At 71.4% G+C, this 15504-nt stretch carries 15 protein-coding genes; 2 read left to right on the top strand and 13 right to left on the bottom strand.

Features of this window, described 5'->3' with window-relative positions:
* Positions 1 to 12 precede the first annotated feature (12 nt).
* From VM306_RS10355 to VM306_RS10395, 9 genes are all read right to left on the bottom strand, one after another.
* Positions 13 to 1803, bottom strand: a complete 1791-nt coding sequence (locus VM306_RS10355; RefSeq protein ID WP_325513473.1) for an ABC transporter ATP-binding protein — start codon at positions 1801 to 1803, stop codon at positions 13 to 15.
* 30 nt (positions 1804 to 1833) lie between these two features.
* On the bottom strand, positions 1834 to 2862 hold the full coding sequence (locus VM306_RS10360; RefSeq protein WP_325513475.1) for an iron-siderophore ABC transporter substrate-binding protein: 1029 nt from the start codon (positions 2860 to 2862) through the stop codon (positions 1834 to 1836).
* Between the two features lie 93 nt (positions 2863 to 2955).
* Complete coding sequence (locus VM306_RS10365; RefSeq protein ID WP_325513477.1) at positions 2956 to 3789, bottom strand: ABC transporter ATP-binding protein; 834 nt, start codon at positions 3787 to 3789, stop codon at positions 2956 to 2958.
* Between the two features lie 29 nt (positions 3790 to 3818).
* The gene (locus VM306_RS10370; protein ID WP_325513479.1) at positions 3819 to 4883 is read right to left on the bottom strand and encodes an iron ABC transporter permease; all 1065 of its coding nucleotides are present in this window, start codon (positions 4881 to 4883) and stop codon (positions 3819 to 3821) included.
* The gene (locus VM306_RS10375) at positions 4880 to 5938 is read right to left on the bottom strand and encodes an iron ABC transporter permease (protein WP_325513537.1); all 1059 of its coding nucleotides are present in this window, start codon (positions 5936 to 5938) and stop codon (positions 4880 to 4882) included. The genes VM306_RS10370 and VM306_RS10375 overlap by 4 nt, the downstream gene beginning before the upstream one ends.
* 56 nt (positions 5939 to 5994) lie before the next feature.
* The gene (locus VM306_RS10380; RefSeq protein ID WP_325513481.1) at positions 5995 to 6435 is read right to left on the bottom strand and encodes a hypothetical protein; all 441 of its coding nucleotides are present in this window, start codon (positions 6433 to 6435) and stop codon (positions 5995 to 5997) included.
* An 85-nt stretch (positions 6436 to 6520) separates the two neighbouring features.
* A complete protein-coding gene (locus tag VM306_RS10385; protein WP_325513483.1) occupies positions 6521 to 9223 on the bottom strand; it encodes an AfsR/SARP family transcriptional regulator in 2703 nt (900 codons plus the stop codon).
* A gap of 12 nt (positions 9224 to 9235) precedes the next feature.
* Positions 9236 to 9622 (bottom strand): hypothetical protein, encoded by a 387-nt coding sequence (locus VM306_RS10390; protein WP_325513485.1) that lies wholly within the window; start codon positions 9620 to 9622, stop codon positions 9236 to 9238.
* Positions 9623 to 9658: 36 nt separating this feature from the next.
* Complete coding sequence (locus VM306_RS10395; protein ID WP_325513487.1) at positions 9659 to 10534, bottom strand: alpha/beta hydrolase; 876 nt, start codon at positions 10532 to 10534, stop codon at positions 9659 to 9661.
* A 150-nt stretch (positions 10535 to 10684) separates the two neighbouring features.
* On the opposite strand from VM306_RS10395, the gene VM306_RS10400 reads away from it, so the two are divergent.
* Complete coding sequence (locus VM306_RS10400; protein WP_325513539.1) at positions 10685 to 11374, top strand: NYN domain-containing protein; 690 nt, start codon at positions 10685 to 10687, stop codon at positions 11372 to 11374.
* 72 nt (positions 11375 to 11446) lie between these two features.
* Here VM306_RS10400 and VM306_RS10405 read toward each other — a convergent pair whose 3' ends face one another.
* The 4 genes from VM306_RS10405 to VM306_RS10420 are packed head-to-tail and all read right to left on the bottom strand — an operon-like array spanning position 11447 to position 14996.
* Positions 11447 to 12547: an alanine racemase gene (locus tag VM306_RS10405; protein ID WP_325513489.1), complete on the bottom strand. Its 1101-nt coding sequence runs from the start codon at positions 12545 to 12547 to the stop codon at positions 11447 to 11449.
* On the bottom strand, positions 12544 to 13461 hold the full coding sequence (locus tag VM306_RS10410) for an ornithine cyclodeaminase family protein (RefSeq protein ID WP_325513491.1): 918 nt from the start codon (positions 13459 to 13461) through the stop codon (positions 12544 to 12546). Before VM306_RS10410 ends, VM306_RS10405 begins: the two co-directional genes overlap by 4 nt.
* Positions 13458 to 14111, bottom strand: coding sequence for a helix-turn-helix transcriptional regulator (locus VM306_RS10415; protein WP_325513493.1), 654 nt, complete (start codon positions 14109 to 14111; stop codon positions 13458 to 13460). The genes VM306_RS10410 and VM306_RS10415 overlap by 4 nt, the downstream gene beginning before the upstream one ends.
* 57 nt (positions 14112 to 14168) lie before the next feature.
* Entirely contained in the window at positions 14169 to 14996 is an 828-nt protein-coding gene (locus tag VM306_RS10420; protein WP_325513495.1) for an enoyl-CoA hydratase/isomerase family protein, read from the bottom strand.
* Between the two features lie 110 nt (positions 14997 to 15106).
* Between VM306_RS10420 and VM306_RS10425 the strand changes: the two genes are divergently transcribed.
* A complete protein-coding gene (locus tag VM306_RS10425; RefSeq protein WP_325513497.1) occupies positions 15107 to 15496 on the top strand; it encodes a helix-turn-helix domain-containing protein in 390 nt (129 codons plus the stop codon).
* The last annotated feature ends 8 nt before the right edge of the window (positions 15497 to 15504 follow it).

The raw sequence follows: 15504 nt of genomic DNA on the forward strand, positions 1-15504 counted from the left end.
AGGTAGCCTAACCTAACTATTTGCGGTTCCGAATCGCCAAGCGGCCCAAAGTGCCGCGTAACGCCCGTCACGCGCGACAAGTTCTTCGTGCGTGCCCAGTTCCAGCACGCGACCCGCGTCGAGCAGGGCGACCCGGTCCGCGGCGAGGGCCTGGGTCAGGCGGTGCGCGACCAGGAGTGTGGTGCGGCCGCGGCAGGCCGCGAGCGCGGCTCGTTCCAGCGCGGCGGCACCCTGACTGCCCGCCTCGGCCGTCGACTCGTCGAGCACGACGACGGGGGAGCGGCCGAGCACGAGCCGTGCCAGCGCGATCTGGGCGACCTTGGTCACGTCGAGGCGTTCGCCACCTTCGCCGACGTCGGTCTGCAGGCCGTGGGGCAGCGCCTGGACCCACGTGTCGGCGCCGACGGTTCGCAGGGCGTCCACCAGCTCGTCGTCGGTGGCGTCCGGGGCCGCGAGCCTCAGGTCCTCCGCCAGCGGACCGGCGAAGACGTGGGCCTCCTGGGTGAGGATGCTGACCAACGCGCGGGCGCCCGCCTCGTCCACGTCGGCGAGGTTCGTGGGTCCGATGTGGACGGATCCGGCCAGTGGGGTGCCGGTGCCGGCGACCAGTGCCGCCAGGGTCGTCTTGCCCGCACCGGTCGCGCCGACCAGCGCGAGCGACGTGCCGGCGGGGATCTCCAGGTCGACGTCGCGCAGGACGTCGTGCTCGGAATCGGGGTAGCGGAAGGAAAGGCCGCGCACCGACACCGGGAGCGGCCGTGCGTCGGCCTCGACGGCGACCGCGCTGCGCACGAGCGAGTCGCCGTCGGACTCGGTGAGCACGCCCACCAGCCGCGTCAGCCCGGCGCCGGACTTCTGCGCCTCGTCGAAGAACGCCATGATCAGCCCGAGCGGCACGAAGAGCTTGTGGAACAGCAGTGCCGCGACGGAGACCTGGCCGAGCGACGACTGCCCGTTCGTCACCAGCAGGTAGCCGACGACGATGATCAGCCCGAGCCCGATGAACTCGGCGCGGTTCTCACGGCCGATGAACCGGCCGAAGAAGCGGAAGACCTCGATGCCGATGTCGCGCACACGCCAGGACTCGGCGGTCACCTTGTCCCGGAAGGCGTTCTCGAGGCGGTAGGCGCGGACCGTGGCGATGCCGTCGAGCCCGCTGATCAACGCCTGCGCGCGGTCGGCCTGCGCCTCGGAGCGGGCGCGGTAGAGCGGCTGCGAGCGGGGCAGGTACCAGCGCAGGGCCAGCCAGTAGGCGGGGAGCGCGCAGGCGCCGGCGAGACCGAGCCGCCAGTCGAGCCCGAACATGCCGGCGGTCGCGATGACGACCAGCACGACCGCCGAGAAGATCGTCGGGATGGCCGTGCGGAAACCCTTGGAGATCACGGCGACGTCGTCACCGACGCGCGACAGCACGTCGCCGCGGCCGACCTGCTCGATCCGCGCGCTCGGCATCCCGAGCACCGCGCGGACCGCGCCTTCCCTCAGCCGCGCCAGCATCTCCGCGCCGACCCGGCCGACGAGGTAGGTCGACACCGCGGTCATGACCGCGCCGAGCAGCGCGGCCACGACCGTGGCGGTGCCGATGGTCCACAGGACGGACGGGTCGCGCCCCGCGGAGATCCCGTCCACCACGGTGCCCAGCAGGAACACCGGGACGATCTGCAGCGCCGCCCCCGCCACCGTCGCCACGACGGTGGCGATCGGCAGGCCGGGGGCGGAGCGGCAGTGGCCGAGCACCCAGCGAAGGGCCTCCCGTCCGGTCGCGGTGCGCAGGATGGGCGCGGCGGAGACGCTCGTGGTCACGGAGGGAAGGCCTTTCGCAGGGGTTGAACGTCAGGCAGCCGACTTGGCGGCCTTCACCAGTTCGTCGACCGCGTACGGCATGGACGCCAGCGTGGCCTGCGAGATCGCGGCGCCGATGGCGGGACCCTCGCTGTCGAGCAGCCAGTGGACCTTGCCGGCCTTGACCGCGGGCAGGTTGGTGAACAGCTCGAAGCCCTTGAGCGACTTCTGGTCCGCCTCGTCCGCGATCACGAAGACGCGGTCGACGTTCATCACGTCGATGCGCTCGGGGGACAGCGTCACGAAGAACTTGCCGGCCGCCAGCTCGTCGACCTTGGTGTTGCCCTTGAAGCCGATGCCCGTGATGACCTGGCCGCGCACGTCGGTGGTGCTGAACGGCGCGACGGCGTCCTTGTACCAGGACGTGACGACCGCGGTCTCGTTCGCCCAGGCCGGGTTCGCCTTCTTGGCCTCGGCCATCTTGTCGTCGACGGCCTTGATCATCTTGGCGCCCTCTGCCTCCTTGCCGAGCGCCTTCGCGATCTGCAGGGCGTTGTCCTGCCACTTCGCGGAGAACGGCTCGGTCTCGGCCTTGGTGCGGCCGACCACGGGGGCGATCTTGGTCAGCTTGTCGTACCAGGCCTGGTCGGCCTCGGAGTAGACGGCGATGATCAGGTCGGGGCGCAGCTGCGCGATCTTCTCGTAGTTCGGCTCGGTGTCGCCGTTCTTCATGACGACCTCGGGCTTGGTCGAACCCCACTTGTCCTTCACCCAGGCCCACTGGGTGTTGATGTCGGGCGACTTGCCCTCGGGGTTCGGGTACTGGTCGACCATGCCGACCGGGACCGTGCCCAGCGCGAGCATCGTCTGGTCGTCGGTGTAGCCGAGGGAGACGACCCGCTTGGGCGCCTCCTTGATCTCCGTCGTGCCGAAGAAGTGCTCGACCTTGGCCGGGAACGTGCCACCGGAGGCGTTGCCCGAGTCAGGGGTCGTGGCAGGCGTGGAGGAACCGCACCCGGCGAGGACGCTGGCACCGACCACCACGGCTGCTGCCACAGCGGTCAATCGCTTCCAGGTCATGGTCGTTCGCTGGCCCATTCGGCACCTCGTTCTTCGCTGCCCACGCGGCGGGGAAATTAGGACAGGCGAACCTTATCACCCAGTTAGGTCAGCCTAACCTAGCGCTTGGTCACTCTTCGGCACCACGTGCGTCCGCCCGATCGGCACGATCAACGGCCGCTCGCTGACCGGGTCGTCGATGACCTTCGCCTGCAGGCCGAACGTGTCCAGCAGCAGCTCGCTGGTGATCACCTGGCTCGGGTGCCCCTGCGCGACGATCGACCCCGACTTCATCACGATGAGGTTGTCGCTGTAGCGAACCGCGAGGTTGAGGTCGTGCAGCACCATCACGATCGTGCAGCCGCCCTCGTGCAGGTCGTCGACGAGGTCGATCACGTCGATCGCGTGCGCGAGGTCCAGGTAGGTCGTCGGCTCGTCGAGCAGCAGCAGGTCCGTGCCCTGCGCGAGCGTCATCGAGATCCACACGCGCTGCCGCTGCCCGCCCGACAACGAGTCGACGGGCCGGTGTGCGAGATCGGCGACCCCGGTCATCCGCAACGCCTCGGCCACCACGTCCGCGTCGTCGCTGGACCACTGGCGCACCCAGCTCTGGTGCGGGTGCCTGCCCCTCGCGACCAGGTCCGCGACGGTGAGCCCCTCCGGCGCGATCGGCGTCTGCGGCAGCAGCCCCATCCGCTTGGCGACGTCCTTGGTCTTCAGCCGCGCGATGTCGGCGCCGTCGAGCAGCACCGTGCCCTGGCGCGGTTTGAGCAGGCGGGACAACGTGCGCAGCAGCGTCGACTTGCCGCAGCCGTTCGGCCCGATGACCGTGGTGATCACCCCGGCGGGGATGGTGACGTCGAGGTTGTCGAGCACGACGCGGTCGGCGTACCCGACCGTGACGCCCTCGGCGCCCAATCGGGCGGCATCGTTGCGCAACGCGGTCATAGGTCAACCTTACTTTGGTGAGCCTGACCTCAGGTCGCGCGTTTCAGGTTCGCGCGCACCAGCAGGTAGACCAGGAACGGCCCGCCGATGATCGCCGTGACGATCCCGACCGGCAGGTCGCCGGGCAGCACCACCCGCGCGACGAGGTCGGACCCGACCAGCAGCAAAGCCCCGAACAGCCCGGACGCGATCAGCGGCGGCACCGGCGAGCGCAGCAGCCGCATGGCGATCTGGGGTCCGACCAGCGCGACGAACGGCACGGGGCCCGCCGCGCTCACCGCGACGCCGGCCAGCAGCACCGCGCACAGCAGCAGCACCGCACGCACGGTCCCGTAGCGGACGCCCAGGCCGGCGGCCACGTCGTCGCCGAAGTGCATCGGGCGCAGCTGGAACGCCACGAACAGCACGACCACGACCAGGGCGATCGTCAGCCACAGCGACGTCCACACCTCGGCCCACGACCGCGCGTTCAGCGCGCCTACCAGCCATGACTGGGCGCGCGCCACGTCTCGGATGTCCGCCAGCACGAGCAACCACGTCGTGAGCGCCTGCATGGCCGCGTTCACCGAGACGCCGATCAGGATCAGGCGGAACCCGTCGATGCCCTTCTTCCACGCCAGGAAGTAGACGAGCAACCCGGTCAGCAAACCGCCCAGCAGGGCGGCGGCGGGCAGGCCCAGCGTGCTGCCCAGGGCCGCGCCGCCGCTCGCCGTCACGACGAAGACCGCGGTGGCGCTGGCGCCGGAGGTGATGCCGAGGACGTCGGGGCTCGCCAGCGGGTTGCGGGCGACCGACTGCGTCAGCGCGCCCGAGATGCCGAGCGCGACGCCCGCGATCAGGCCGACGAGCGCGCGGGGCATCCGCAGGTCCATGATGACGAACTCGTCGACCCGCTCGCCCTGGCCGACCAGGGTTCTGAGCACCGCGCCGAGCTCGATGGTGAAGTCGCCCACCGAGATCGACACGCAGAAGACCAGGAAGGTCGCCGCGGCCAGCAGCAGGGTGACCAGGGCTGTCCACGGCCGCCAGACCCAGGACCAGCGGCCCACGCGGACACCGGGGTGCATGTCGGCGGTGTTCCTGTCGGTGCTCATGCCTGCCTGAACTTCCCGAGCCAGACCAGCGCCGCGAAGAACGGTGCGCCGATGAGGGCGATGACGATGCCGGCCTGCAGTTCGGCTGGGCGCACCACGAGCCGTCCCGCCATGTCGCCGACGAGCAGCACGAGCGCGCCGAGCAGTCCCGCGTACGGGACCAGGAAGCGGTAGTCCGGGCCGGTCAGCCATCGCGCGATGTGCGCGACCATCAGGCCCAGGAACGCGATCGGCCCGCACGCCGCCGTGGCCGCGCCCGCGAGCAGCGTCACGGCCAGGACGCCGATCGTCCTGCCCAGCGCGATGTTCACGCCGAGGCCGCGCGCCACGTCGTCGCCGAGGTTCAGCAGGTTGATCGCGGGCAGGTTGAGCACGGCGAGCAGCAACCCGACCGCGATGAACAGCGCCGCGACGGCGATCACGTCCCAGCCGACGCCCTGCACGGACCCCGCGTTGAAGAACCGCAGCACGTCCAGGGCCTGCTTGTCGGCCAGCGCGATCGCGCCGGTCATCGCCGTGAGGAAGATCGTGACGCCCTGACCGGCCAGCACCAGCGTGAGCGGGTTGCCCGCGCCCCGGCCGAGGCTCGACAGCCCGAACACGACCACGCCGGACGCCGCCGCGCCCAGGAACGCGAACCACATGTACTGCACCGGGTTCTGCAGCCCGAACAGGTGGACCGCGAGCACCACGGCGAACGACGCGCCGGAGTTGACGCCGAGCAGGCCGGTGTCGGCGATGGGGTTGCGGGTGTGGCCCTGGATCAGCGCGCCCGCGACGCCGAGCGCGACGCCCGCCACGATCGCGAGCACCGTCCGCGGCACGCGCAGCGTCTGCACGATGAGCGTGATCTCGACGAGCCGCTGGTCCGCGCCGGGATCGCCGAACAGCCCCTGCCACACCTCGGCGGGGGAGAGCGCCCGCGCACCGATGACCAGCGACAGCACCGCCCCGGCGGCGAGCAGCACGACCAGGCACACCAGCCCGGTCAGCCGCCTCCGGCGCGGGTTCGCCCCCGCCGGTGCGGGGTCCGGTCCGCGTCGCTCCACCACCATGCTCACGACCGGGTACGTTAGCTCCCGATCGCCCCGCCTACCCAGGGCACCCTTACCTAACCGCGGTTCTCGATGGCCTTGACCGTCCTGGCGAGCGCGCCTCCCAGCACCTTCCTGCCGAGCAGGCCCAGGGACAGACCGAGCAGGCGGCCTCTGAGGTTCTTGCCCTCGCGCACCACCTCGGCGCGCACGAGCGTCGTCCCGTCGACCTGCCTCGTGAACGTGTAGGTGTGGCCAGACCGCCCGCCCCACACGTTGGAGTCGACGGTCCTGAGGACGACGTGGCTCAGGTCGGACCAGTCGTAGTGCAGGCGTTCCCAGACACCGCCCGAGCCCTCGGTGACGTCGGCGAACGCGTCGCCCCTGTCGTGCACCCGCAGGAAGTCGTCGGCGCTGTTGGGGAAGAGCTCCGCGCGGCCGGGGCCGAAGTCGGTGAGTCCCGCGACGAACTGCTCGGGCGTCGCGGTGGTCGCTTGCGTCAGGGTGATGGTGGGCATGTCCTCGGCTCCTCGAAGTCCTGTGTGCCGGACCCAGAGTCGTCGGCCGGGGTACTTGTTCGCGCCAGGGGGAAACCCTGGTCGATCACTCCCTGGCGACCGCCGCGAGCTGCTCGCGCAGGCGGCCGGCCTCGTCCTCGCGCCCCTGCAGCTCGAGCATCCCCAGCGCCTCCCGCCACACCTGCGCGGCTCGGTCGGGGTGCCCCAGCGCCAGGTGCGGGTGGCCGAGGCTCGTGAGCACGGTGGCGGTGGTGTAGTCGTCGTCCTCTGCCCGGTACAGCGCGAGCGCCTGCTCGTAGAGCGTGATCGCCCGGGCGTGGTCGCCGTCCTGGTGCTCGATGAGGGCGAGCGTGTCCAACGCCGCCGCCTCGCCCTGCCGGTCACCGAGGTCGTGCAGCAGCCGCAACGCCTTCGTGGACGACTCGCGGCCGGCGGCGGTGTCGCCCGCTTCGGCAGCGCAGGACCCGATGTTGTTGTGCGCCAACGCGATCTGCACCTGGTTGCCGGTCTGCTCGTAGTACGGCAACGCGGCCCTGGCGTGGAAGAACGCCTTGCCGAACTCCGACCGGCTGGCCCACAGCCAGGTCAGCGCCCCGTGCGCGTCGGCGATCTGCCTCGCCTCACCTGTCTGCTCGGCGAGCGCGAGCGCCAGGACGAGGTGGTGCCGCGCCTCGTCGTAGCGCTGGACCTGGGCGAGGCTGCTGCCCATGATCCGGTGCGCGACGACCCGTTCCACCGGGTCCTCCGCCGCGTCGAGGGCGGTCTGCCACATGGCCAGCTCGTCGTCGAGATGCCCCCGCAGCTGGTGGTAGGCGTGCGACACCCTGGCCAGCAGCACGACCCTGTCGTTCCAGCCGTGCGCGGCGGCGGCCTGCTGGACGGCCCGGCACGTGTCCCGTTCCGCGTCGAACCACGCCAGCGCACCGGCTCGGCCGGCAGCGGGGGTGATCCGCGTGCCGGGGGCCGCGTCGCCGAGGCCGATCAACGGGCGGTGCGGGTCGATCAGCCGGTCGTGGGCGTGGGCGGTGTGCACGTGGTGGTCGACGAGCCGGAGCAGCGCCCCGTCGCGATCGGCGACGTCCTGGCCGGCCGCGTAAGCCCGGACCAGGTCGTGCATCCTGACGCGGAACCCGCTGCCGACGGACACGAGCGACGCCTGTTCCAGTGCGCGCAACGCGACCCGTGCGTCCTGAATGGACAGACCGGCGAGGCTGGCCGCCGCGTCCAGGCCCGCGTCCTCGCCCGGTGCGCTGCCGAGCAGTGAGAACATCTCCTTCTGCCCGGCGGTCAGCGCGCGGTACGACCACGAGAGCACGACCGGCACGCTGACGCTCGGGTCCGCGTCGAGCGCCCCGAGCCCGAGCTCTTCGAGCTGCCGCGCGATGGCGGCCAGGGACAGGTCCGGTTCGGTCAGAATGCGCGCGCCGACGATGCTCAACGCCAGCGGCAACCCGCCGCACAGGTCGATGAGCCTCGCCACGGCGAGGGGTTCGGCGTTGAGCCGCGTCGCGCCGATCCGGCCGGCCAGCAGCGTGCTCGCGTCGGCGTCGGCCAGCACCTCCAGTCCGATCGCCCTGGCGCCGTGCGCGGTGACGAGGTCCGGCAACCGGTTGCGGCTGGTCACGAGCACCCGGCAGGTGTCTCCGCCGGGCAGGACCGGCACGACCTGCGCGGCGTCGGCGGCGTTGTCGACGACCAGGAGCAGGCGCCGTTTGGCTGTGACGCTGTGAAACAGCGCGACCCTGGCGTGCGGATCGGGCGGAACGCTGTGCGCGTCGAGGCCGAGCGCGTGCAGGAAGCCGCGGATCGCGACGTCCGGTTCCATCGGGGTCTCGTCGGGGCTGAAGCCGCGCAGGTCCACGAACAGCTGGCCGTCGGGGAACCGGTGCGCGTTGTCGTGCGCCCACCGCAGCGCGAGCCACGTCTTGCCCATGCCGCCCGCACCCGTGATCGTCGCGATCCCGGCCGTGCGCATCGCGTCGTCCAGCTCGGCCAGGTCCTGGTGGCGGCCGGCGAACTGCGCCGGCGCGGACGGCAGCTGCCGGGGCACGGCGGCAGTGGGCTGGTCGCCGAGCAGCAGCTCCTCGTGCAGTGCCCGGAGCTGCGCGCCCGGTTCCGTGCCGAGTTCCCTGACGAGCAGGGTGCGGGTCGCGCGGAACCGGTCGAGCGCATCGGCGATCCGCCCGGCTTGCGCCAGTGCCCGCATGTGCTGGGCTGCAAGGCGTTCGTCGAAGGGCGACGTCGTGGCGCGGGCGGAGGTCTGCGCGACCAGCTCGGGACCGTGGCCGAGCCGCAGGCGCACGTCGACGAGGTCCAGTTCCGCGGCGGTGCGCTCCGCGGCGAGGCGGTCGCGGGTGAGGTCGGCCCACTCACCCCCGATGCCGGTCAGCGGTTCGCCCCGCCACAACCGCAGCGCCTCGGTGAGGGTGCGGGCGACAGCCTCGTCGTCGGAGAGCGCCCGCGCCTCCTCGTGGAGCTTCCGGAACCGTTGCAGATCCACAGAGAACTCATCTGCCTCGAGTGCGTAACCGTTGCGGCGGTGGGCAAGGGTGACCGCGCCGCCGAACGCCTGCCGCAGGCGCGACAGGTAGCTGTGCAGCGTGGACCGCGACGTCGGCGGCGGCTCGCTGCCCCAGACGCGCTCGGTCAGCCGCGACACCGGCACGGTCCTGTTGACCTCGACCGCCAGCGCCGCGAGCACGCACCGCTGCCGCCCAGGCCCCAGTTCGAGCGTGTGACCGTCGACCCGCGCGCTCACCTCACCGAGCAGTGCGATCTCGACCGCCACCCGCGGAACCCCCTAGCCGTCCTTCTTCGCCGCGACGAGCGACACCACGGCCAGCCCGGTGTTGACGGCGGAGATGATCGTGGTGAGCTTCGCCGCCTTGGCGGGCAGCTCGCCGCGCTTCCCAGCGTAGAGAGCGGCGGCCGTGTCCGTGGCGTGGATGAGCACGGCCTGGCGCAGCACCCGGCGGGCGTTCGGCGCGTCCGGCCGCAGCGTCAGCAGGTCGACGCCGAGGACGAGCGTGCGGATGCCGAACATGCGCGCCGGGTAGACGAACCGCCTGTCGTCCTCCAGGTCGTCGCCGAGGCTGCTCGCCATCCTGTTCGCGGCGAACAGGCCCAGGGCGCCGTTGAAGATCCGGACGCAGGCCAGTGCGGTCCGCGTGAATTCGCCGAGCTTCATGCCGCCACCCTCGTGTTGATCTCTGGTGTGCGAAGTCTAGGAGAGGCGATCCTTCAACCAGTTCTCGATGTCCTGCCGTGCCGCGCGAGCCATCGCGGTGTCGCGGTGGGTGAAGCCGTGCTGCGACTCCGGGTAGACCTTCAGCTCGACCTCGCCCACCGCGGCCACCCGCGCCGCCATCGCGAGGTTGTCCTCCAGCAGGACGTCCAGGGCCCCGACGACCATCAGCAGCGGAGGCAGATCGCGCAGGTCGCCGTAGACGGGGGAGATGTCCGGGATGGTGCGGTCGGGCGCGTGCCCCGCGTAGGCCTGGATGAAGTACTCGTCGGCGATCAGCCTGCCCGCGGGCGTCCGGCCGCTCAGGTCGTAGGTGCCGAACTGGAGCGCGGCCCCGGCGAAGCCCCTGGCGCGGTCTCCGAGCCTGAGCAGGGCGGCCATGGCGAGCGTGGCTCCCGCCGAGAAGCCGCCGATGGCCAGCCTGGTCGTGCCGAACCGCTCCCCGGCGTGGTCGAGCAGCCAGAGCGCCGCGGTCTCGGCGTCGTCGGGCGCGGCGGGCCAGGGGTGCTCGGGGGCGAGGCGGTAGTCGACGCTCACGACGGCCACGCCGAGCGCGTTCGCCCGCTGCCTGTTGCGGTCGTCGTCCTGCGCCGCCGAGCCCATGTAGAAGCCGCCGCCGTGGAAGTCCAGGTAGACGCCCTGCGGGGTGCTTTCGGGGAGGTGGATGCGTACGTTGACCTGTCTTCCGCCGACTTCGACCGGCGTGGAGTCGTCGGGTGGGGCGGTGCGTGCGGCCAGCACCTCGTCGTGGTTGCCGGGGCCTCTTCTGGTTCCCCTTCTGGCGTTCTCCGCTCGCATCTCGGCGGCGTGCCGGGCGAGCTTCGGGTCGATGAAGCTGTTCAGGTCGAGGTGCACTGAGCATCCCTGCTGTAAGGCGTCTGGCGGTGGATCACCCTATGTTGCACCGTTCGCGTCGCCGAGTGTTGATCTCGTGGCGCGGTTTCCGTGGCGCTAGTGTGCGGGGCGCGGCGAACCTTGATCACGTGTCAGGCATGGGGCCAATAGCTGCGGGCCGAGGTCGCCAAGTACGGCACCGCCCACGTCAAGCGGGCCTACGGCGACTGGACCGGCACCAGCCTCAAGGGCTGGAAGGACCACCTGCTCGCGCAGTCGATCCAGCCGATCCAGCAGTTCGCCTGCACGACCGGCAAGAACGCCACCGACGCGGCGATGGTCATCGACGCGATGGACCTGCTGTACTCCGGGCGTTTCGACGGCTTCTGCATCGTCTCCAGCGACAGCGGCTTCACCCGGCTGGCCGCCCGCCTGCGCGAGTCCGGCCTCACGGTCTACGGCTTCGGCGAACGCAAGACGCCCCAGCCGTTCGTCGCCGCCTGCGACAAGTTCATCTACATCGAGAACCTCATCGGCTCGTCGGCCCCCGTGGAGGCCGCGCCCAAGCCGAAGACCACCGCCTCGGCCGCTGACCAGCTCGAAGCGGACTCCGCCCTGGTCAAGCAGTTGCGCAACGCGGTCGAAGCGGCATCGGACGACGACGGCTGGGCGGCGCTCTCGTCCGTGGGCAACATCATCACCAAGCAGCGCCCGGACTTCGACTCGCGCACCTACGGCTACTCCAAGCTCAGCGACCTGATCACCGCGACCACCCTGTTCGAGTTCGACCGCCGCAGCCCCGGCGACGGCAAGTCGGCGATCATCTACACCCGCGACAAGCGCCGCCGGCCCGTCGGGTAGTTCACAGCGCGTCCAGCAGTTCCTCCGGTGTCTCCAGTCGGGGCAGGCGCCCGCACCGGCCCGGCCGCGTGGTCACCAGCCGCGCAGGCGCGTCCACGTCGTCGGCGGGGCGCTTGCACTGACGACCTCGTAGCGGTCGTGCTGGGCGGCGGTCGCGCAGGCGTGGTTGGGCAGGACGCGCAGCCGGGTGCCGATGGGCAGGTCGGGCACCGGCCCGCCGTCCCGCGTGCCGAGGATGCCGTGCTCCTGGCTCGCCCCGGTCATGAGCAGGCCGGGGATCAGGTGGCCGTCGAGGTCGGCGACGAGTCCGTACCCCTGGTCGACGGCCTGCGCCTGCGTGCCCCGGTCCCGCGAGGTGGCCATCCAGCCGCCGTCGGTGATGACCCAGTTCTTGTCGTGCTGGTGGCCGATCACGGTGACGACGACGGACAGCGCCAGGTCGTCGGTCGAGCAGACGCCGATGCCGGCCATGACGAGGTCGAAGAAGACGTAGTTGCCCGCGCGGACCTCGGTGACTCCGGACAGGTCGGTCGCCGCGTGCGCGGTGGGGGTCGACCCGACGCTGACGATCGCGCACGGCAGGCCGGCGTCGCGCAACGCGGCGGCGGCTTCCACGGCGACGTCCCGCTCGTTCTGGGCGGCCTTGTGCAGTGCGTCCTGCGTGTGGGCGAAGTAGGACTCGCCCGCGTGGGTGAGGACGCCGGCGAGGTTGCCGCCGAGCGCCCGGCCGATCGGGACCAGGGCCGGGTCGGCGGGGACGACGCCTCCCCGGTGGCCGTCGCAGTCGATCTCGATCAGGGCCGGCACGCGGAGACCTTCTTCTTCGGCGAACCGGGCGACCGCTTCGGCCTGCACGAGCGTGTCGAGCAGGACGGTGAGCGTCACGCCGCGGCGCACCAACGCGGCGACGCGCGGCAGTTTGTGCGGGGCGATGCCGACGGCGTAGAGAACGTCCCGGTAGCCCGCGTCGGCGAAGTGCTCGGCCTCCGCGAGCGTGGACACCGTGATCGGACCGCCGTCGTGGACCCGGTTGGCGACCTCGACGGACTTCGACGTCTTGACGTGCAGGCGCAGCGGCACACCGAGCGCCTGCAGGTGGTCGCGCAACCGTGCCGCGTTGCGGTCCAGGCGGTCGGCGTCGACCAGTGCGTACGGGGTGTCCAATGTGGTCACTGAACGTCTCCTCTGGAACGGTGCAGCAGAGCGGCGGCCAGGGTGAGGTCCTGCAGGGCGAAACCGGAGCTGTCGAACACCGTCACGTCCTCGTCCGACGTCCGGCCCGCGGCGGTTCCGGCCAGCACCGAACCGAGTGCGACGGGCACGGCGGACGTGTGCTGGAACTCGCCGATGGTGCTCGACTGGTCCGGCAGGTCGCAGAACAGCGACGCGCGCTCGTACAGCGCGACGGGCAGTTCCTGCTTGCCCGGACCGTCCGCGCCCATGGCGGAGATGTGCGTGCCCGGCCTGACCCAGCTCGCGTCGAACAGGGGCTCGCGGGCGGTCGTGGCCGTGACGAGCACGTCCGCGGCGGAGACTCCGGCCTGCGCGTCGGCCGGGTCGGCGGCCAGGCCGGTCCGCGCGGTCACCTCCGCGGCGAACTCCCGTGCGGCGTCGGCCCGCCTGCCGACGACGAGGACCCGTTCGATCGGCCGCACCCGGCTCACGGCGCGGACCTCGTGCAAGGCCTGGTGGCCGGTGCCGATCACGGTCAACGTACGAGAGTCGTTGCGCGCCAACGTGTCGACGGCGAGCGCGTCGGCCGCGGCGGTGCGGTAGGCGTTGGCCGCGGCGGCCTCGACCACGGCGCGCAGCCTGCCGGTCGCCGGGTCGAGGAGCACGATCGTGGAGCTGTGGCGCGGCAGGCCGGTGTTGCCCGGCCAGAAGCTGCCCACCTTCACGCCGACGAGGTCGCCCGCGGAGCCGGACTTGAGGGTGAACCTGTTGTGCGGCGACGACGAATGCCCGATCACGACCGGGAACGTCGAACCCGTCGCGGTGGCGAGGAACGCCTCCCGCGCGGCGGTCAGCGCGAGCGCGTCGTCGACGAGTGCCGCCGACTCGGACTCGTTGAGGAACACAGGGGTCACGGCTTGTCCTTCTTCAGTTCGGCGAGGTCGTTGTACAGACCCGTGCGGGAGATCCCCAGGCGCTTCGCGATCCGCCCCGGCGCGCCGCGCAGGCCGAACACGCCGGCCTCGTTCAGCGACCGGACGAGCGCCAGCCGCTCCTCGCGCCCCAGCGCCGTCACGGGAACGGCGTGCGCCCGCTCGGCGCGTTCGACCAGCGAGTCGACCACCTGGTCCAGGTCGCCGGAGAAGTTCGTCGTCGTGTCCGGTTCCTCCACGGAGGACAGCCCGAGCAGGTCCGAGAGCACGCCCGTGGCGCGGTTGATGGCCGAGAGGTCGATGTTGACGCACAACGCGCCGATCACCGTCCCGTCCACGTCGCGCAACGGCAGCGTCGTGCACTTGAGCAGCCGCCCGTCCTGCGCGCGGGTGACGTACCCGACCTCGTTGCGGGCGTCGTCCCCGGCGGCGAGGACGCGCAGGCCGATCTCGCTCATCGCGTCGCCGGGCTCCCGGCCCGTGACCGACCCCGCGACCGCGACGACCGACCGCTCCTGGTCGCGGTAGTCGTGCAGCACGACTTCACAGCTGCGCCCGAACGTCGCCGCGATGCCCTCCAGGACGGGGGACAGCGCGGCGAACACGGCGTCGGCGGTACTGCTGCCGGGCACGGCACCTCCAGGGTCTGAACACAATGTCAGAAGCTGGACAAAGTGTCGCACACGATGTCAGGGACGTGCCACACCCCGCATCAGGCCCTCCAGGTCGCGCTCGCCCTCGGGCGTCTGAGCGCCGGCGACGAGTGCGTCCTCCATGAGCTGCCGGGCGGCAGGGCGGCCGACCAGTGACGCCCAGGCGTCGTTCTCGACGACGAGCCCGGAGCCGAAGTCCGTCGGCGGCAACGCGCGCTTCGCGGCGGCGACCACCCCGTCGGCGAGCGAGGCGATGCCGCGCGCGACCCGGCGGACGTGCTCGTCGAGCTCGGCCGCGGGCACCGCGCGGTTGATCCAGCCGTAGGCCGCGGCGCTGCGCGCGTCGACCAGGTCGCCGGTGAGGACGAGTTCCAGCGCGCGGTTCCGGCCGACCCGGTCCCGCAGGTACTGGGTGGCGCCGCCGCCGGGCGTGATGCCCATGAGCGCCTCGATCTGGCCGAGCCCGGCGGTCTCCTCGGCGGCGAACGCCATGTCGGCCGCCGCCACGAGCTCCGCGCCCCCACCGCGGGCCTTGCCGGCGAGCTTCACGATCGTCACCTGCGGCTGGTGCCGGATCAGCTCCCCGACGGCCTGGAACACGTTCACGCCCTCGGGTGCGGAGGCGGCCAGCTCCTCCAGGACGTCGCGCTGGTCGAGGATGGTGATGTCCACGTGGGCGAGGAAGAACTCGGGGTTCGCGCTCTCGAACACGATCACCTTCACCGGGCCGTCGTCTTCCAGTCCCTTCAGCAGGTCCCGCAGCTCGCGCATCGTCGTGGCGCCGAGCGCGTTCACCGGAGGGTTGTCGAAGACGACCGTCAGCACGCCGTCGTCGGTGCTCGTGTGCAGTGTGGAGGGAGTCATGGAGATCCGTTCAGCTAGGTATTCGTTGGATACCTAGGGTCGGATCTGCTGCTAGTCTCGCGCAAGAACGCACTTGTGGAACACCTGGGATGCCGGAGGACACCACCGTGATGGGAACCGAACGCGCGGACCTCGTCTTCAGCCCCGACTGCCCGAGCAGGCCGATCCTCGACCAGATCGCCGACAAGTGGTCGATGATGGCCATGGCCGTGCTGGAGGAACCGACCCGCTTCAACGAGCTGAAGCGACGGCTCGGCGGTGTGACACAACGGGTTCTCACGCAGACGCTGCGCCGGCTGGAGCGCAACGGCATGGTCCGGCGCACCGTGCTGCCGACCTCGCCGGTCGGGGTCGTGTACTCGCTGACGCCGATGGGGGAGTCGTTGCGCGTGCCGTTCGGCCACCTCTACGCCTGGACCGTCGAGCACAGCGAGCAGATCCAGCGGTGTCAGCGCGAGTACGACGAGAACCTGGACGCGGTAGCGGCGTCGGAGGTCTGAGCTTCCAG

The sequence above is a fragment of the Lentzea sp. genome, from assembly GCF_035525475.1.
In the GTDB taxonomy this organism is placed as follows: Bacteria; Actinomycetota; Actinomycetes; order Mycobacteriales; family Pseudonocardiaceae; genus Lentzea.

Excerpts from the sequence above, each read along its gene's own strand:
- VM306_RS10360 (WP_325513475.1), bottom strand. The coding sequence starts at position 2,862 with ATGACCTGGAAGCGATTGACCGCTGTGGCAGCAGCCGTGGTGGTCGGT.
- VM306_RS10375 (WP_325513537.1), bottom strand. The coding sequence starts at position 5,938 with ATGGTGGTGGAGCGACGCGGACCGGACCCCGCACCGGCGGGGGCGAAC.
- VM306_RS10420 (WP_325513495.1), bottom strand. The coding sequence starts at position 14,996 with ATGACTCCCTCCACACTGCACACGAGCACCGACGACGGCGTGCTGACG.
- VM306_RS10390 (WP_325513485.1), bottom strand. The coding sequence starts at position 9,622 with ATGAAGCTCGGCGAATTCACGCGGACCGCACTGGCCTGCGTCCGGATC.
- VM306_RS10425 (WP_325513497.1), top strand. The coding sequence starts at position 15,107 with ATGGGAACCGAACGCGCGGACCTCGTCTTCAGCCCCGACTGCCCGAGC.
- VM306_RS10370 (WP_325513479.1), bottom strand. The coding sequence starts at position 4,883 with ATGAGCACCGACAGGAACACCGCCGACATGCACCCCGGTGTCCGCGTG.
- VM306_RS10380 (WP_325513481.1), bottom strand. The coding sequence starts at position 6,435 with ATGCCCACCATCACCCTGACGCAAGCGACCACCGCGACGCCCGAGCAG.
- VM306_RS10365 (WP_325513477.1), bottom strand. The coding sequence starts at position 3,789 with ATGACCGCGTTGCGCAACGATGCCGCCCGATTGGGCGCCGAGGGCGTC.